The organism is Amycolatopsis rhabdoformis (genome assembly GCF_035918295.1).
In the GTDB taxonomy this organism is placed as follows: Bacteria; Actinomycetota; Actinomycetes; order Mycobacteriales; family Pseudonocardiaceae; genus Amycolatopsis; species Amycolatopsis rhabdoformis.
This window is the reverse complement of record NZ_CP142149.1, coordinates 3,130,754-3,146,832: the sequence shown is the minus strand read 5'-3', so window position 1 is coordinate 3,146,832 and position 16,079 is coordinate 3,130,754. Positions and strand designations below refer to the sequence as shown.

9 protein-coding genes are annotated in these 16,079 nt (G+C 71.9%); 6 read left to right on the top strand and 3 right to left on the bottom strand.

Annotated features, from left to right (window positions below; all coding sequences use genetic code 11):
* Positions 1-13: 13 nt before the first annotated feature.
* Entirely contained in the window at positions 14-544 is a 531-nt protein-coding gene (locus tag VSH64_RS14140; protein ID WP_326836039.1) for a PaaI family thioesterase, read from the bottom strand.
* Between the two features lie 247 nt (positions 545-791).
* Between VSH64_RS14140 and VSH64_RS14135 the strand changes: the two genes are divergently transcribed.
* From VSH64_RS14135 to VSH64_RS14110, 6 genes are all read left to right on the top strand, one after another.
* Positions 792-1,991 carry an NAD(P)/FAD-dependent oxidoreductase gene (locus tag VSH64_RS14135; protein ID WP_326836038.1) on the top strand — a complete coding sequence of 400 codons (1,200 nt, stop codon included), beginning with the start codon at positions 792-794 and terminating at the stop codon, positions 1,989-1,991.
* Positions 1,992-2,007: 16 nt separating this feature from the next.
* Entirely contained in the window at positions 2,008-2,610 is a 603-nt protein-coding gene (locus VSH64_RS14130; RefSeq protein ID WP_326836037.1) for a GDSL-type esterase/lipase family protein, read from the top strand.
* A 75-nt stretch (positions 2,611-2,685) separates the two neighbouring features.
* Positions 2,686-9,330: an SDR family NAD(P)-dependent oxidoreductase gene (locus VSH64_RS14125; RefSeq protein ID WP_326836036.1), complete on the top strand. Its 6,645-nt coding sequence runs from the start codon at positions 2,686-2,688 to the stop codon at positions 9,328-9,330.
* 27 nt (positions 9,331-9,357) lie between these two features.
* Positions 9,358-11,781 (top strand): beta-ketoacyl synthase, encoded by a 2,424-nt coding sequence (locus VSH64_RS14120; RefSeq protein WP_326836035.1) that lies wholly within the window; start codon positions 9,358-9,360, stop codon positions 11,779-11,781.
* 16 nt (positions 11,782-11,797) lie between these two features.
* Positions 11,798-12,997 (top strand): cytochrome P450, encoded by a 1,200-nt coding sequence (locus tag VSH64_RS14115; RefSeq protein WP_326836034.1) that lies wholly within the window; start codon positions 11,798-11,800, stop codon positions 12,995-12,997.
* 22 nt (positions 12,998-13,019) lie between these two features.
* Positions 13,020-14,213 (top strand): MFS transporter, encoded by a 1,194-nt coding sequence (locus VSH64_RS14110; protein ID WP_326836033.1) that lies wholly within the window; start codon positions 13,020-13,022, stop codon positions 14,211-14,213.
* A gap of 65 nt (positions 14,214-14,278) precedes the next feature.
* Here the strand turns inward: VSH64_RS14110 and VSH64_RS14105 are convergent, their stop codons facing one another.
* The gene (locus VSH64_RS14105) at positions 14,279-15,127 is read right to left on the bottom strand and encodes a carbohydrate ABC transporter permease (protein WP_326836032.1); all 849 of its coding nucleotides are present in this window, start codon (positions 15,125-15,127) and stop codon (positions 14,279-14,281) included.
* Positions 15,128-15,137: 10 nt separating this feature from the next.
* Complete coding sequence (locus tag VSH64_RS14100) at positions 15,138-16,076, bottom strand: carbohydrate ABC transporter permease (RefSeq protein WP_326836031.1); 939 nt, start codon at positions 16,074-16,076, stop codon at positions 15,138-15,140.
* Between the last annotated feature and the right edge of the window lie 3 nt (positions 16,077-16,079).

The window sequence follows — 16,079 nt, the reverse complement described above, 5'->3', positions numbered from 1 at the left end:
CGTCGTTGGTGTCTCAACCGGCGGACAGCAGGCAGAAGTAGTCGAAGTCCAGTTTCGCCACCAGTGCGCCGTTGTCGTCCTTCAGCAGAGCCTTTCCGCTGAGGTCGAGCTGCGCTTCGCCCTTGCCCCGTACCGCGTCGGCGAGTTTCGGGCCGGATATCGTGCCGTGGGCCCGGATCCGGCCGTGCGCGGCGCGCAGGAAGCTCGCGCGGGTGTCGCGCAGCACGAAGGTGCGCACGTGCAGGATCCGGGGCGCGATCGCGCCCGAGAACGCCCCGGCGCAGGCCACTTCCGCGGCCAGGAACTGCACTCCGGCGTGCACGGTCCCGAGGTGGTTGAGCATGTCGCCCGACGCGGGCACCTCGGCCACGGCCGTGCCGGCGGCGAGCTCCGTGATCCGCACGCCCGCCAGGTTCACGAACGGCACGATCGTGTCCACGGTGCGGCGGATCTGTTCGTAATCGGGTGTTCCCGAACCGGCCAGCTTCACGAGTTGTGCCTGTGCCGCGGCGATTCCGCGGGCGGCACCGTTTTCGGCAACCATGCGCTGAATTACGGCACGGCCGGGCTGCCGAGGGATGAACGAGAACTGAATCAGCCACCTCGGGTGGCTGGCGGGAACAGGAAGGATTCGCCGGTGATCGGCTCGGTGAATAGGGCGATCGGAAGCGGAGATCTTGATCTGGAAAAGGGGTGGTTCGGGGGTTGACTGGGCCGCGTGGTCGCCGGTGACCGCATCCGGATGGTGCACATCCACCTGAGATCCGAGCGATTCTCCCGGGAGGGCCCTGATGTATGACGCGATCGTGGTAGGCGCGCGGTGCGCCGGTTCGCCGGTCGGCATGCTGCTGGCGAGGCGCGGGCACCGCGTGCTGGTGGTGGACCGCGCGACGTTCCCGAGCGACACGGTTTCCACCCACTACCTGCAGCAGCGCGGCCTGGCGCGGCTCGCCGCGTGGGGCCTGCTCGACGAGCTGGTGGCCACCGGGGTGCCGGCGATCAAGCACATGACGGTGTCCTACCGCGACATCGTGATCGCGGGCTTCGCCGACTCCATCAACGGCATCGACGCGACGTACGCGCCGCGGCGCACGGTGCTCGACACCATTCTCGTGAACGGCGCGCGGGCGGCGGGCGCGGAGGTGCGCGAGGGATTCTCGGTTCGCGAATTGATCTTCGAAGACGGTCGGGTCGCCGGAATTCGCGGCTCCGTGGCCGGCGGAGAACTGCAGGAGGAACGCGCGCCGATCGTGATCGGGGCCGACGGGCGCAATTCCTTCGTCGCCGATGCCGTTTCCGCGCAGCGATACCGTGAAGTGCCGGCCGAGTGCTTCATCTACTACAGCTACTTCAGCGGTGTGCGCACCGATTTCCACAGCCGCATCGGCGAGCGCGAGCAGGTGGGCATCTGGCCCACGCACGACGACCGCACGCTGGTGGCCGTGATGCGCAAGACCGAGGCCCTGCCGGAGTTCCGCGCCGACCCGGAGACCCACTTCCACGCGATCGCGAAGGCCATCGTGCCCGAGTTCGCCGAAGAGCTCGCCACGCACGGCAAGCGCGAGGAGCGCTTCTACCCGATGCGCTACCCGGACAACTACTACCGCGAGTCCCACGGCCCCGGCTGGGCACTGGTCGGCGACGCCGGCTACCACAAGGACCCGCTCACGGGCCTGGGCATCTCCGACGCCTTCGAGTACGCGCAACTGCTGGCCGACCGCGTGCACGACGGCCTCGCCGGCACCACGCCGATGGACGAAGCGCTGGCCGCCTACCAGCGCGAGCGCGACGAGAAGTCCCACTCGAGCTTCGAATTCACCTGCGCGATCTCGACGCTGGAGCTCACGCCGCAGCTGCACGCGGTGTTCCGCGCGCTGGGCGGCAATCCCGAGTACGCCAAGGACTTCTTCGCGATGATCGGCGGCGGCCTGACCGGGGAGGAGTTCTTCGCGCCCGAGCGCATGGCGAAGCTCCTCGGCGCCCCGGCTTGACCGGGAAGGAACCCTGGTGCCCGACTTGGAACTCAGCGTGATCGGCGACAGCTTCGCCGAGGGTCGCGGCGGACTTGTGCGGCCCGACGGCTCGTTCGCCGGCTTCACCACGCACCTGGCGCAGTGCCTGGGCGTGTCCGGCGAGGTGCTGAACCTCGGCTCGTACGGCGCGACCACCCAGGACGTGGTCGACCATCAGCTGGCCACCGCGCTGGCGCGCCCCGCGGCGCTCACCGGCGTGATCGTGGGCGGCAACGACCTCGTGACCGACTACGACCGCGCCCGGTTCCGGCGCAACCTCACCTACATCTTCTCGAGCCTCGCGCGGCCCGGCCGGCTGGTGTTCACCACCAACTGGCCGCGGATCCCGGACCGCCTGCCGGGCCTGCCCGACGCGGTCCGGAGCACGCTGCGCGAGCGGTTCGCCGAGGCCAACGAGTTCCTCGACGGGCTCGTGCTCGACCTCGGCCTCGTGTGCCTCGACCTGGCGAACGCGCCGGTCACCGCCGACCCGGTGATGTGGTGCCCCGACGGCATGCACCCGAGCGCGGCCGGGCACCAGGTCATCGGCACCGCGCTGGCCGACCTCGTCGACGAGGCGCGCAGCGCGCTCATCTGAACCGTCACCCGTGCTGGTCAACGGCGATCAGACCCGTTTTTCCCGACTGGACGCAGCCTGAGACAGGGGTAGCACGTGAACGACGAACACCGGCCCGACGGATTCGCTGTCGCGCGGCAGCTCGCGGACAACCCGATCGCCATCGTCGGCCTTTCCGGGTTGTTCCCGATGGCCCGCAACTTCCGCGACTTCTGGCAGAACGTGGTCGACGCCGCCGACTGCACCTCCGAGGTGCCGGCCTCGCGCTGGAACCTCGACGACTACTACGACCCGGACCCCGCCGCGCCGGACAAGACCTACTGCCGCCGCGGCGGGTTCGTGCCCGAGGTGCCCTTCAGCACCACCGAGTTCGGGCTGCCGCCGAACCAGCTCGAAGTGACCACGGTCGTCCAGCTGCTGAGCCTGCTCGTCGCGCGCGACGTGCTCGCGGACGCCGGAGCGGTCGGGGCGGACTGGTACCGGCCCGACCGCACCGGCGTGGTGCTGGGCGTGGCCGGGCCCACGACGCTGTCGCACCCGCTGGCCGCGCGCTTGTCGACGCCGGTGCTGAAGGAGGTCGTGCGCAGCTGCGGGCTCACGCAGGCCGACGCCGAGCTGATCGCCGAGAAGTACGCGGCGGCGTTCGCGCCGTGGGAGGAGAACTCGTTCCCCGGCCTGCTCGGCAACGTGATCGCCGGCCGCGTGGCCAACCGGCTCGACCTGGGCGGCATGAACTGCACGGTCGACGCCGCGTGCGCCAGCTCGCTCTCCGCGGTGCACATGGCCATCAACGAGCTCGTGTCCGGCCGGTCCGACCTGATGATCACCGGCGGGTGCGACACGGAGAACTCGATCTTCGGTTACCTCTGCTTCAGCAAGGTCGGCGCGCTGTCGAAGTCCGGGCAGATCAAGCCGCTCGACGACACGGCCGACGGCACGCTCGTGGGCGAGGGCATCGGCATGCTGGCGCTCAAGCGCCTCGCCGACGCCGAGCGCGACGGCGATCGGGTGTACGCGGTGATCCGCGGCATCGGCTCGTCGAGCGACGGCCGCTTCAAGAGCATCTACGCGCCGCGCGCCGAAGGCCAGGAAGCCGCGCTGCGCCGGGCGTACGAGGACGCGGACTGCTCACCCGCGTCGATCGGCCTGTTCGAGGCGCACGCGACCGGGACGCGGGTCGGCGACCAGACGGAGCTCACGGCACTGGGTTCGGTGCTGCGCGCGGAGACCGACGAGGTCGGCTACGCGGCCATCGGCAGCGTGAAGTCGCAGATCGGCCACACGAAGGGCGCGGCGGGCGCGGCGAGCCTGATGAAGCTTGCGCTCGCGCTGCACCACAAGGTGCTGCCGCCGACGATCAACGTGACGCAGCCGAACCGGGCGTTGGCAGCTTCGCCGTTCTACGTCAACACGAAGACCCGGCCGTGGATCCGCGACCCGCAGCGCCCGAAGCGGCGCGCCGCGGCTTCGGCGATGGGCTTCGGCGGCACGAACTTCCACGCCGTGCTGGAGGAGGCGTCGTCCGGCCGCGAAGGGCTGCGGACGCTGCACCGCACCGCTCGGGTGCACCTGTGGCATGCGCCAGACACGGCGGCGCTGGCCGAGCTGCTGCGCTCGGGCGCCGCGCCGAACGGCGACGCCGGGATTCCGGAGGACCACGCCCGCGTCGGGTTCGTTTCGCGGGGTGAGCAGGAGTTCGAGACGCTGCGCTCGGTGGCGGTGGCCGAGCTCGCGGACGCGGGTGAGGAGTTCGCGCACCCGAAGGGGGTGTTCTTCCGCCGCCGGGCGCTGGCGGACCTGAAGATCGGCGCGCTGTTCGCCGGCCAGGGCAGCCAGTACGTGGACATGGGCCTCACTGCGGTGCTGAACAACCCGGTCGTGGCCACGGCGTTCGACGAGGCCAACGGCGTCTTCGCCGGTTCCCCGCGGCCGCTGGCGAGCGTGGTGTTCCCGCCGCCGGTGTTCGACCCGCAGGTGCGCACCGACCAGGAGGCGACGCTGCGGCGCACCGACTACGCGCAGCCGGCGATCGCCGCGCTTTCGGCCGGGCAGTACCGGTTCCTGGCCGAGCGCGGACTCGAGTGCGCGGGGTTCCTGGGCCACAGCTTCGGTGAGCTGACCGCGCTGTGGGCCGCGGGTTCCCTGGCGGACGAGGACTTCTTCACCCTCGCGAAGGCCCGCGGCGACGCGATGGCGGTGGCCGCCGGCGAGAGCGACCCCGGCACGATGGCGGCGGTGCAGGCCTCGCGCGAGGACGTGACGCAGCTGCTGGCCGGGCACCCGGACGTGAGCGTCTGCAACCACAACGCCCCCGACCAGGTCGTGGTGGGCGGTGGCACGGCGGCGGTCGGCGAATTCGTGGCCGCGTGCCGCACGCGGGGGCTCACGGTGCGCGAGCTGCCGGTGGCGGGCGCGTTCCACACGCGCTACGTGGCGCACGCGGTGGAACCGTTCCGCGCGGCCGTGGCCGAGACCTTCGTGGGTGAGCCGCGGTTGCCGGTGTACGCGAATTCCGCGGGCGGCTCGTACGGCGCTTCGGTGGAGTCCAACCGCGAGCTGCTCACCGGGCAGCTGCTGCGGACCGTCGAGTTCGTGCGCGGCTTGGAGGCCATGCGCGCCGACGGGTGCACGGTGTTCGTGGAGTTCGGCCCGAAGGGCGTGCTGACGCAGCTCGTGCAGCGCACCCTCGGCGACGGTGTGCTCGCCATCCCGACCGACCAGGGCCCGACCGGCGACGGTGACGTGGCCCTGAAGAAGGCCGCGCTGCGCCTGGCGGTGCTGGGCGCCCCGATCGCCGACGTCCACCGCGCCGACGCCGGCCCGTTCACCGAGGCCGAGGCCACGGGCATGGTCGTGCCCCTCACAGGCCGCGACTACGTGCCGGACTCGCGGCGCGAGCTGTACGCCGGCCTGATCGGCGAGCCGACGATGCTGGAAGCCGTGGCGGAAGCCGCCGAGGCGGCGAAGCGGGTGGCTGCCGCGGTGCCGGTGGCCGCGCCCGCCGCCCCGGTTGTTCCTGTCGTTCCCGCTGTCGCCGTCGCTCGAGCGGATTCGCCGGTCGCCGAAGTCGCGCCCGGCCCCGGCTTGGACGCGGTGGCCCAGCAGCACCTCGCCCTGCACGAGCGCTACACCGAGACCCAGCTCTCGGTCACCGGCGACCTCGTGTCGGTGCTGCGCGAGGCCCAGCGCACCGGCGCCGTCGACGATCACCTCCGCGCGACCGTGTCGGCCATCAAGGACCAGAGTCTGGCGATCGGCCGCTCGCACACGCGGGTCAACGAGATCCTCGCGTCGCTGACCGACCTCGAACACGGTGCTGCGGGTCCGCTGTCCACCGTGGAGGAACCGGCTGACCTCGCTCCGGTCGAGTTCACTCCGGCTGCTCCGGAAATCCCCGAACCCCGCGCCTTGCCCGCGTTCGCGCCGCCCGCCGAACTCCCCGCGGCCGTACCGATCGAGCCCGCCGCACCGAGCGGCCTGGACGCCGCTTCGGTCGAGTCCGCGCTGGTCGCCGTCGTCGCGGAGAAGACCGGTTATCCGGTCGAGATGCTGGATGTGGCGATGGATCTGGAGGCCGATCTCGGCGTGGATTCCATCAAGCGGGTGCAGATCCTGGGTGCGCTGGGTGAGCGAGTGGACGGCGTCCCGGTGGTAGGGCCGGAGCAGGTGGCGGAGTTGCGGACGTTGAAGGACATCGTCGCCTTCATCGCCGGTGCGACCCCGGCTCCGGCCACCCCGGCCGGCGTCGACGCGTCCTCTGTTGAGGCGGCGTTGGTCGAGGTCGTTGCGGAGAAGACGGGCTATCCGGTCGAGATGCTGGATGTGGCGATGGATCTGGAGGCCGATCTCGGGGTGGACTCGATCAAGCGGGTGCAGATCCTGGGCGCGCTGGGTGAGCGGGTGGATGGCGTGCCGCCGGTGGGGCCGGAGCAGGTGGCCGAGTTGCGGACGTTGAAGGACATCGTCGCCTTCATCGCGGGGAACGCCGCGTCTGCGGCCGCGACGCCGGCCGGGCTCAACGCTTCCTCTGTCGAGGCTGCGTTGGTCGAGGTCGTTGCGGAGAAGACCGGTTATCCGGTCGAGATGCTCGACGTGTCGATGGACCTCGAGGCCGATCTCGGCGTGGATTCCATCAAGCGGGTGCAGATCCTCGGTGTGCTGGGCGAGCGCGTGGATGGCGTACCGCCGGTAGGGCCGGAGCAGGTGGCCGAGCTGCGGACGTTGAAGGACATCGTCGCCTTCATCGCCGGAAGCACCGCGCTCGTCGAGACCGCGCCCGTCGAGACCGCGCTTGCCGAGACCGCAGTCGCAGCACCGGCGTCCGAGGTGCTCGATGAAGCCGAGCCCGTGCTCCTGCGCATCGAGCAGGTGCGCCTGCCCGACGTCGACCGGATCGAGCAGCCGTACGCCGATGGCAAGGCGGCGCTGGTCGTCGACCACGGCGCCGCCACTGCGCAGGTGCTGGCCGCCGGGCTGGAGCTGCACGGCTGGACCGTCCGGACCGTGCGCGTCCCGGCCGGTGCCGGCGGCGGGATGTCCACTTGGGACGGCCAGGCCATCGAGCGGGCCCTCGCTCTCGACGGTGCCCGTCTCGACCTGTGCCTCACCGTGTTGCCCCCGGATGCGCAGTGGGGGGAGAGCACGCGGCAGCTGGCGGACACCATCCTCACCGCCAAGCTGGTGCGCGAAAGCCTCGCCCGCACGGCGGAAGCCGGCACGCGCGCGGCGTTCGTCACCGTCACGCGGCTCGACGGCGCGCTCGGCCACCGGGGCGACCGGCCGGCCGCGGCGGCGCTCGTCGGCGGGGTCGGCGGGTTGGTGAAGACGTTCGCGCTGGAGTCGCCGGAGCTGTTCTGCCGGGCGCTGGACCTGGCGCCGGAGCTGGGCGACGACGTGCTGGCCGAGACGCTGGTGGCCGAACTCGCCGACGCCGCCCTGGACACCCCCGAGGTCGCGGTCGACGCCGATCGCAGCCGCTGGACCGTCCGGCCGCGGCCGGCGGAACGTGGGGACGGCACCGAAGTCACGCTCACCGACCAGGACGTGCTCGTGGTCACCGGTGGCGCGCGCGGCGTGACCGCGCGGTGCGTGCGCGAGCTGGCCACGCGGCGGGCGTGCGAGTTCGTGTTGCTCGGCCGCACCGAGCTCACCGATGAGCCGGCGTGGGCGGTGGGCGTCGCGGACGACGCGCTGAAGCCCGCCGCGATCGAAGCGGTGCGCGAGGCGGGGGAGAAGCCGACCCCACAGCAGATCGACAGTCTGACCCGCGAAATCCGCGCGCAGCGGGAGATCCGCGAAACCCTCGCGGCCCTCGGCACAAGCGCGCAGTACGTCGCCGTCGACATCACCGACGCCGAGGCGACGCGGCAGGCGCTGGCGCCGGTCCGCGACCGGGCGACCGGCCTCGTCCACGGTGCCGGCGCGCTCGCCGACGCGCTGCTTCCGGCCAAGACCGCCGCCGACATCCGGACGGTGCTCGCGACCAAAGTGGACGGTCTGCACCACGTTCTCACCGCGCTGGACGGCGCCGACCTGAAGCACGTGGTCCTGTTCGGCTCGGTCGCCGGGGTGCTCGGAAACCCCGGCCAGGCGGACTACGCGAGCGCCAACGAAGCCCTCAACCGCGTGGCCGTGAGCTGGAAGCGGGAACGCCCGGCGAGCCAGGTCACGGCCGTGAACTGGGGTGCCTGGGACGGCGGCATGGTCACGCCGCAGCTGCGTGAGGTGTTCCGCTCACGCGGGGTGCCGCTGCTCGGGATGGCCGCCGGGGCGCGGATGTTCGCGGACCAGTTCACGCCCGAGCGCGCGGACGACGTCTCGATGCTGATCGGGCCCGCCGTGCCGCTCGCCCCGTCGGCGCGCACGGCGGCCACCGCCGCGTTCTCCGCGCACCGCGACCTCGCGGCGCTCGCCTCCGACGCCGTGCTGCGCGACCACCGCGTCGGCGAGTTCCCGGTCTTCCCGGCGGCGGCCGGGCTCGGCTGGGCGATCAACGCGCTCGAACGCGCCAACCCCGGCCTGCGGGTCGTGGAGTGCACCGGGTTCGAGGTGCTCAAGGGCATCGTCTACGACGGCGGCCACGAACGCGAATACCGCCTCGACGTCACCGCCGGCGAATGGACCGGCGCCCGGCTCACGGTCGGCGCCGCGATCCGCAGCACCGAGCCCGGCAAGGCACTGCCGCCGTCGCACTTCACCGGCACCTTCGTGCTCGCCGCCGAAATCCCCGCCGCGCCGCTCAACCCCGCCGTGGCCCTCGGTTCCGGTCCGGAGGACGGACTCGAGGTCTACGCGGCCGCGCACCTGTTCCACGGTCCGCTGCTGCAGGGCGTCCGCCGGATCCTCACCCGCGAAGAGCGGCGGCTGGTGGTGGAGTGCCGCCTCGCCGACACCCCGCTCGGACAGGGCAACTTCGCGGGCGCCCTGCACAGCCCGGCGCTCGCCGACGTCGTGCTGCAGGCCGGCGCGCTGCTCGGCGTGTGGTTCCTCGACTCCGGCTGCCTGCCGCTGGCGATCGGCCGCGTCGAGTACTTCGCGCCGCTGCCGGGCGATTGCCCCTTCGTGGTCGTGGTCGACGACCTGCGCCCGCAGCGCACGGGCACGCAGGTCACCGTGACCGCCACCGCCTGCGCTCCCGACGGCCGGGTCCTGCAGCGCTACACCGATCTTTCGGTCATCGCGACCCCCGAGATGACCGCGAAGTTCGCCGAAGCCGTCCGCCGGCGCGACGAGAACCGCTGACGCCCCCGACCCGGGAACGGACCCTCGATGACAGCCCAGCTCGACGCCCTCTCCTTCGACGGCGAACCCTTCGACGCCCTCCTCTGGTCGACCCCGGTCGACCCCGACCCGATCCACCCGACCCCGGCCGACCTCGAAGCGACCCGGCCGGCGCCGGCTGACCCAGGTCCGGCAGCGCCGGCCGACGCGGCTCCGACCTCGCAGGAGCTTCGGCCGCACAATCCGGCGCCCGCCGTGGCCGGTGACGGCTCCGCGGTTCAGCCCCGCTCGGCCGCGGTGGTGGTCGCCGACTCCGCCGTGCCGGGGCAGGCGGCCGGGGGTTTCGGCCACCACGCGGTGGCGGCCGCGGGGCTCCGGTCGGCCGACGCCGCACCGAACCCCGCGCGGGCCGCGCATCCGGCCGGCGACGACCCGGTCGCCGACCTGCTCGGCGACGTCCGCGCCGAACTGGTCGCGGCGCACCTGTCCGCCATGGACGTCCAGGCCGCCTGGCAACGCCGCGCCCTCGCCGCTCTCGGTCACCCCACCGGGCCGTCGCCGGTCGGCCACCCGACCTCACCTTCGGCGCCCGGCCACCACCTTCAGGCCAGGCCACTCGCCGGCGACCCGGTCTCGGCCCTGCCGTCGAGCGGCCAGACCTACCAGGTCACCGTCGGCTACTCGCCGGAATCCGGCCTCACCGTCACCGCCCGCCCGGGTCACGCCACGGCCACCCCCGAAGTCCCGCCCGCGACCACGATGAGCGCCTTCAAAGCCCTCGCCCTCACCCCGGTCACCACCCTCGACGAACCCGCCCTCACCGCGCTGAACCGCGGCGACCTCCCCGCCGTTTTCGGCCCGGCGTACGACCAACGCGGCGACAACCCCGACCTCCGCCTCACCCCGTCGACCCGCACTCGCCTGACCCGGGTCCTCGAGATCACCCGCCACGGCGGCCCCTGGCACCGCGGCCGGCTGCGCGCCGAATACACCGGCCCCACCGACGCCGAAGCCCTCGTCGAGACGGCCTGGCAGGCCGCGCAGGTGTTCGCCCTGCAAGTCGGGTTGCACCTCTGTCTGGCGGGCGCCCGGTTCCATGCCGGCGGCGAACCGTCCGAAGTGGACCTCTCCGCCACGGACGCCACCACGGGCGAACTCGTCCTCGACGTCGTGCGCATCGACCTGCTCCCGCGCCCCTGGCTGCAGGTCAACGCGGAGTTCCACCGCGGCGACGAGCACCTCGCGAGCGTCCGCGGCCTCGTCCTCGAACTCCGCGAAGCCCCCGGCACGCCGGTCGGCCCGGCGGCCGGCGGAGTGATCACCACGTCGTTCGGCCGCTACAACGCCGAAGGCGAACGCGCGCTCCTCGGCGAGTTCCACCTGTCCCACAGCGCTCGCGGCGACCTCGGCATCGCGCTCGGCCCGGAGTTCACCGCCTACGCCGGCCGCCGCGCGACCCGCATGCCCAACCACGGCTTGCAGCTCTGCGATCGGGTCATGGCCGTGGAGGGCGTGCGCGGCGACCTCACCACCGCGAGCAGCCGCACCGAGACCGACTCGCCCGCGGATTCCTGGTACTACGCCGAAACCGCGAACGCGTCGATGCCCAACGTCGTGTACATGGAGACCTCGCTGCAGTCGGCGCTGTTGCTCGGCTACTACCTCGGCGCCACGCTCACCGCGCCCGAGGAGGACTACAGCCTGCGCAACCTCGACGGCACGGCCACCGTGCTGCGCGAGGTCGACCTGCGGGACAAGACGATCCGCCAGACGACCCGCCTGCTCACCACCACCGTGATGGTCGGTGCGGTCCTGCAGAGCTTCTCCTACGAGCTCTCCGTGGACGGGGAACCGTTCTACACCGGCGAATCCCTGTTCGGCTTCTTCAACGAAACCGCGCTGGCCAACCAGAACGGTCTCGACAACGGCGCGTACGTGCCGCCGTGGCAGCCGAGCACCGCCCCGCGTGTGATCGACGTCGCGGCCCGTCGCACGCAGGACACGGGCGTCCGCAGCACGAGCGGGCACCTGGCGCTGCTCGACACCGTCGAGGTCGTCGACGGCGGCGGGAAGTTCGGCCGCGGCTACCTGCGCGCCACGCGCCCGGTGGCGGCGGACGACTGGTTCTTCGCCTACCACTTCCACCTCGACCCGGTGATGCCCGGCTCGCTCGGCGTCGAGGCCGTGCTGCAGGCCCTGCAGGAGTGGGCGCTCGACGCCGGGCTGGCCGAGGGCCTGACCGAGCCCGAGTTCGTGCTGCCCACCGGCGTGGCGCTGGCGTGGCGTTACCGCGGGCAGATCCTCGCCGACGACCGCGAGCTGACCTTGGAAGTGCACATCGAGGACGTGCAGCGCCGCCCCGGGCGCGTCCGCGTGATCGGCGAGGCGAGCGTGTGGAAGCCCGGGCTGCGGATCTACGAACTGACGGGTGTCGCCGTGGAGCTGCGCGGCGCCGGCGCCCGTCCCTGGTGACGAGAGAGGCTTCGAGATGACCGACGTGGAAACCCCGCTGCCGCCGCTGTTCGCGCGGCGCGACGGGTTCGACCCCCTGCCCGAGCTCGAACTCCTGCGCGCGGAACGTCCGGTGACCCGCGTGGAGCACCACTGGGGTGTGCAGACCTGGCTCGTCACGCGCTACGACGACGTCCGGATGATCCTCGGCGACCACAAGCGGTTCACCAGCGCGCCGCCGCCGTACTTCGCCAGCACGCAAGGCGAAGACGGCACCGACGGCGTGGAAGGCACCGGCTGGTTCATCGTCTACAACCCGCCGGCCCACACGCGGCTGCGGCGCATGCTGGCCGCCGAGTTCACCAAGCGGCGGCTGGCGCGCCTCGAACCGCGGATCGAGGCCACCGTGGCCGAGCACCTCGACGAGATGGCGGCCGGCGGCCCGGGCGCCGAGCTGGTGAGCCAGTTCGCGCTGCGGCTGCCGATGCTGGTGATCTGCGAGCTGTTCGGCGTGTCCGTCGAGAGCCGCACCGAGCTGCTGCCGCTCAGCTCGAAGTTCACCGACTTCTCGCTCTCGGTCGAGGAACGCCGCGAAGCGTCCGAGCGTGCCGGCGCGATCATGGTCGAGTTCGTGAAGGACCAGCGTGCGAACCCGGGCGAGGGCATGCTCGGCATGCTGATCCGCGAGCACGGCGAGGACCTGACCGACCGCGAGCTGGCCGGCGTCGCCGACCTGATGGTGCAGGCCGGGTACGAGACCACGATGTCGATGCTCTCGCTCGGCACGCTCGTGCTGCTGCGCCACCCCGAGCACATCCCGCTGCTGTTCGCCGGCGAGCAGGAGCTCGACCAGGTGGTGGAGGAGCTGCTGCGCTACCTGTCGATCACGCACAACCTGTTCCCGCGCGTGGCGCAGGAGGACGTGACGATCTCCGGCCTGCTCGTGAAAGCCGGTGAGCTGCTCATGTGCTCGCCGCCCATCGCCAACCGCGACGAGCGCCTCGGCGAGGACATGGACCGCTTCGACCCCACGCGCAAGTCCGGCCCGCACCTCGCGTTCGGCCACGGCATCCACCACTGCATCGGCGCGCCGCTGGCCCGGCTCGAGTTGCGGATGGCGCTGCCCGCGCTGTTCCGCCGCTTCCCGGACCTGCGTCTGGCCGTGCCGTTCGAGGACATCGCGTGGCGTCCCAACACCAACTTCTACGGCCTGGACTCCCTGCCGGTCACCTGGTGACCGCCGACCCGAAAGGACCCCGATGACCTCCGAAGCGGCCGTCGCGGCCACGAGGTCCACCACGCGCTGGCTGCCCGTCGTGATGCTGGCGCTCGGTGCGTTCTGCGCCGGAACCGACAACTACCTGATCGCGGGCATCCTGCCGGACCTCTCCGCCGACCTGCACCTGTCGGTGGCCGGCGGCGGCCTGTTCGTCACGGCCTATTCGCTGGCGTACGCGCTCGGTTCGCCGGTGGTGATGACGCTGGTGCGGGTGCGTTCGCCGCGGCGGCTGCTGCTGGTGTCGATCGCGGCGTTCGTGGTGGTGAACCTGCTCGCGGCCGTCGCGTGGGAGCCGTGGGTGATGGCGGTCGCGCGGGTCACGGCGGGCTGCCTCGCCGGGCTCTATAGCCCGCTCGCCGCGGCGGCCGCCGCCGGAATGGTGCCGCGCGAACGCCGCGGCCGCGCGCTGGCCCTCGTGATGGGCGGGATCTCCATCGCCACGCTCGCGGGCGTGCCGATCGGGATCTGGCTCGCGCACCTGTGGACGTGGCGCTCGGCCTTCGTTTTCGTCGCCGCGCTGGCGGTGCTGGCCACGGTGGGCATCGCGCTCAACGTCACCACGGGCGGGGCGGCGCCGTCGGTGCCGTTCCGGCAGCGCGTGGCACCGCTGCGCCGCCCGGCGGTGCTGCTCGCGCTGGTCGTGACGATCGCGGGCATGTGCGCGGGGCTGATGATCTACACCTACGTGCAGCCGATCTTCGCCGCCATCCCCGCCGTCGGCGGCGGCCTGGTCGGCGCGCTCATCATGACCCACGGCCTGGGCGCGCTCGTCGGGCTCGGGTTCGGCAGCACGCTGGTCGACCGCTTCGGCTCGCGGCCGGTGCTGCTGGGCACGCTGGCCGTGTTCACCGTGGACATGGCGCTGTTCCCGCTCGCCTCGCAGACGCTGGTCTCGGCGTTCGCGTACGTGTTCGTGTGGGGCATCGTCGGCTGGGCGTTCCTGCCGGCCCAGCAGCACAGTATGATCGCCGACGCGCCGCCGGAGCTCTCACCGATGCTGTTGTCCCTCAACGGTTCGGCGATGTACCTGGGCATCGCGCTGGGCTCGGCGCTCGGCGGTGCCGTGCTCTCCGGCCTGGGCGCGGGCCGTATCTGGATCTTCGCCACCGCGTTCGCGGCGGTCGCGCTGGCGCTCTCCTTCGTGCGGCACGCTCGGGGGCCCCATCCCGAGTGAGCTTGTCCGCTCGTACGACAACGGCCCGCCGTCAACGCCGACGGCGGGCCATTGTCGTGTTCGGGTTACTTCAGGCCCGACCGCACGAACGCGCTCACGATGTGCCGGCGCAACACCAGGTACAGCGCGAAGATCGGCAGGCAGGCCAGCCCGGCCACCGCCATCAGCGGCCCCCAGTACGTGCCCTGGCCGCCCTCGCTGATCATGAAGCTGCGAAGCCCGAGCTGCAGCACGTCGTTGCTGCGCTGCAGCACCATCGCGGGCCAGAAGTACTCGTTCCAGGCCGTGACGAACAGCAGGATCGCCAGCGCGGCCAGCGGTGCCCGCAGGTTCGGCACCACGACCGTCCACAAGGTACGCCAGGAGGAGCGGCCGTCCATCTTGGCCGCTTCCAGCAGTTCCTTGGGGAAGCCGTCGAGGTGCTGGCGCAGCAGGATCACGCCGAGCGCCGAGCAGAGGTTCGGCACCACCACGCCGCCGAGGGTGTTGAGCAGGCCCAGCTGCAGCAGCAGCACGTAGTTGGGCAGCATCGTCACCTGGAACGGCACGAGCCAGGTACCCACGAACAGCAGGTAACACAGCCGCTTCAAGGGAAAGCTCCAGGCGGCGAACGCGTACGCCGCCAGCAGCCCCGTGAGCAGCTGGCCCAGCGCGGTGAGCAGCGCGACGAGCGTGGTGTTGATCAGCAGCTGCGGGATGTCGACCAGCTGGATCGCCTCGGCGTAGTTGCCGAGCGAGAGCGGCCACGGGATGGGGGAGAGCGACAGCACCTGGTCGGGCCGGCGCAGTGAAGTGGCGTAGAGCCAGTAGATCGGGAAGACGCACAGCACGCCGAGCGCGCCGAGTGCCAGATGCCCGGGCAGGGCCCGCCAGCGCGGGCCCTGCCCCGGGGCGAGGGTCACGGAGTCCACCACGGACGCCTCCTCAGTCGTCGTGCACGGACAGTTTCTCGCTGAGCAGCACCAGGCCCGCGGCGATGATGCCGAACACCACGAACAGCAGCATCCCGGCGGCCGTGCCGAGCCCGGCGTCGAAGCTGTGGAAGCTGTAGTCCCACAACAGGTAGTAGACGTTCGTGGTGGCGCCCGACGGGCCGCCCTGGGTGATCGTGTCGATCAGGGGGAACGTCCACTGGGCCGAGAGCAGCACCGTCATCAGCGCCAGGAACACCAGCGTCGGCGACAGCAGCGGCAGCGTGATCCAGCGGGTGATCTGGCCGCGGGAGGCGCCGTCGATCATGGCCGCCTCGGTGTACTCGCTGTTGATGTTGGACAGGCCCGCCGACACCACCAGCACGGCGAACCCGATGAGGTGCCAGCCGGTGATCAGGATGATCGCCGGCTGCGCCCACGTGGTGTCGTGCAGCCAGTTCACGTTCGTGCCCAGCACTCGGTTCACCGCGCCGCCCGACGGCTCGAGCAGCCACTCCCACACCGTCGCGCTCGCGACGGGTGCGACCAGCAGCGGCGCGAACACCAGCGCCTGGTACACCGCGCGTGCCCGGCCCCGCACGCGCTGGCCGAGCAGGCCGACGAGCACGGGAACCAGCAGCGTGAACGGGATCAGGCCGCCGATCACCTCCAGCGTGCGCAGCACCGCCTGGCCCACGGCCGGCAGCTGGAACAGCCGCACGTAGTTCTCCAGGCCCACCGGGATCGCGGGCTGGGTGGGCAGCAGGTTCCACGAGTAGAACGACAGCTGCGCCGTCTGCACGAGCGGCCGGTAGGTCCAGATCACCAGCAACGCCAGCGCGGGCAGGAGGTAGAGGTACGGCGGCAAGCCGCGCAGGAGCCGCCGCGCGAGCGCCGGCCGGGCCACCCGCAGCGGGGTGACGACGACCGGCGCCGGGATTTCCACGAACATCGC

Bases quoted from the DNA above. Each gene is read 5' to 3' on its own strand.
- VSH64_RS14140 (WP_326836039.1), bottom strand. From the start codon at position 544: ATGGTTGCCGAAAACGGTGCCGCCCGCGGAATCGCCGCGGCACAGGCA.
- VSH64_RS14135 (WP_326836038.1), top strand. From the start codon at position 792: ATGTATGACGCGATCGTGGTAGGCGCGCGGTGCGCCGGTTCGCCGGTC.
- VSH64_RS14120 (WP_326836035.1), top strand. From the start codon at position 9,358: ATGACAGCCCAGCTCGACGCCCTCTCCTTCGACGGCGAACCCTTCGAC.
- VSH64_RS14115 (WP_326836034.1), top strand. From the start codon at position 11,798: ATGACCGACGTGGAAACCCCGCTGCCGCCGCTGTTCGCGCGGCGCGAC.
- VSH64_RS14110 (WP_326836033.1), top strand. From the start codon at position 13,020: ATGACCTCCGAAGCGGCCGTCGCGGCCACGAGGTCCACCACGCGCTGG.
- VSH64_RS14100 (WP_326836031.1), bottom strand. From the start codon at position 16,076: ATGTTCGTGGAAATCCCGGCGCCGGTCGTCGTCACCCCGCTGCGGGTG.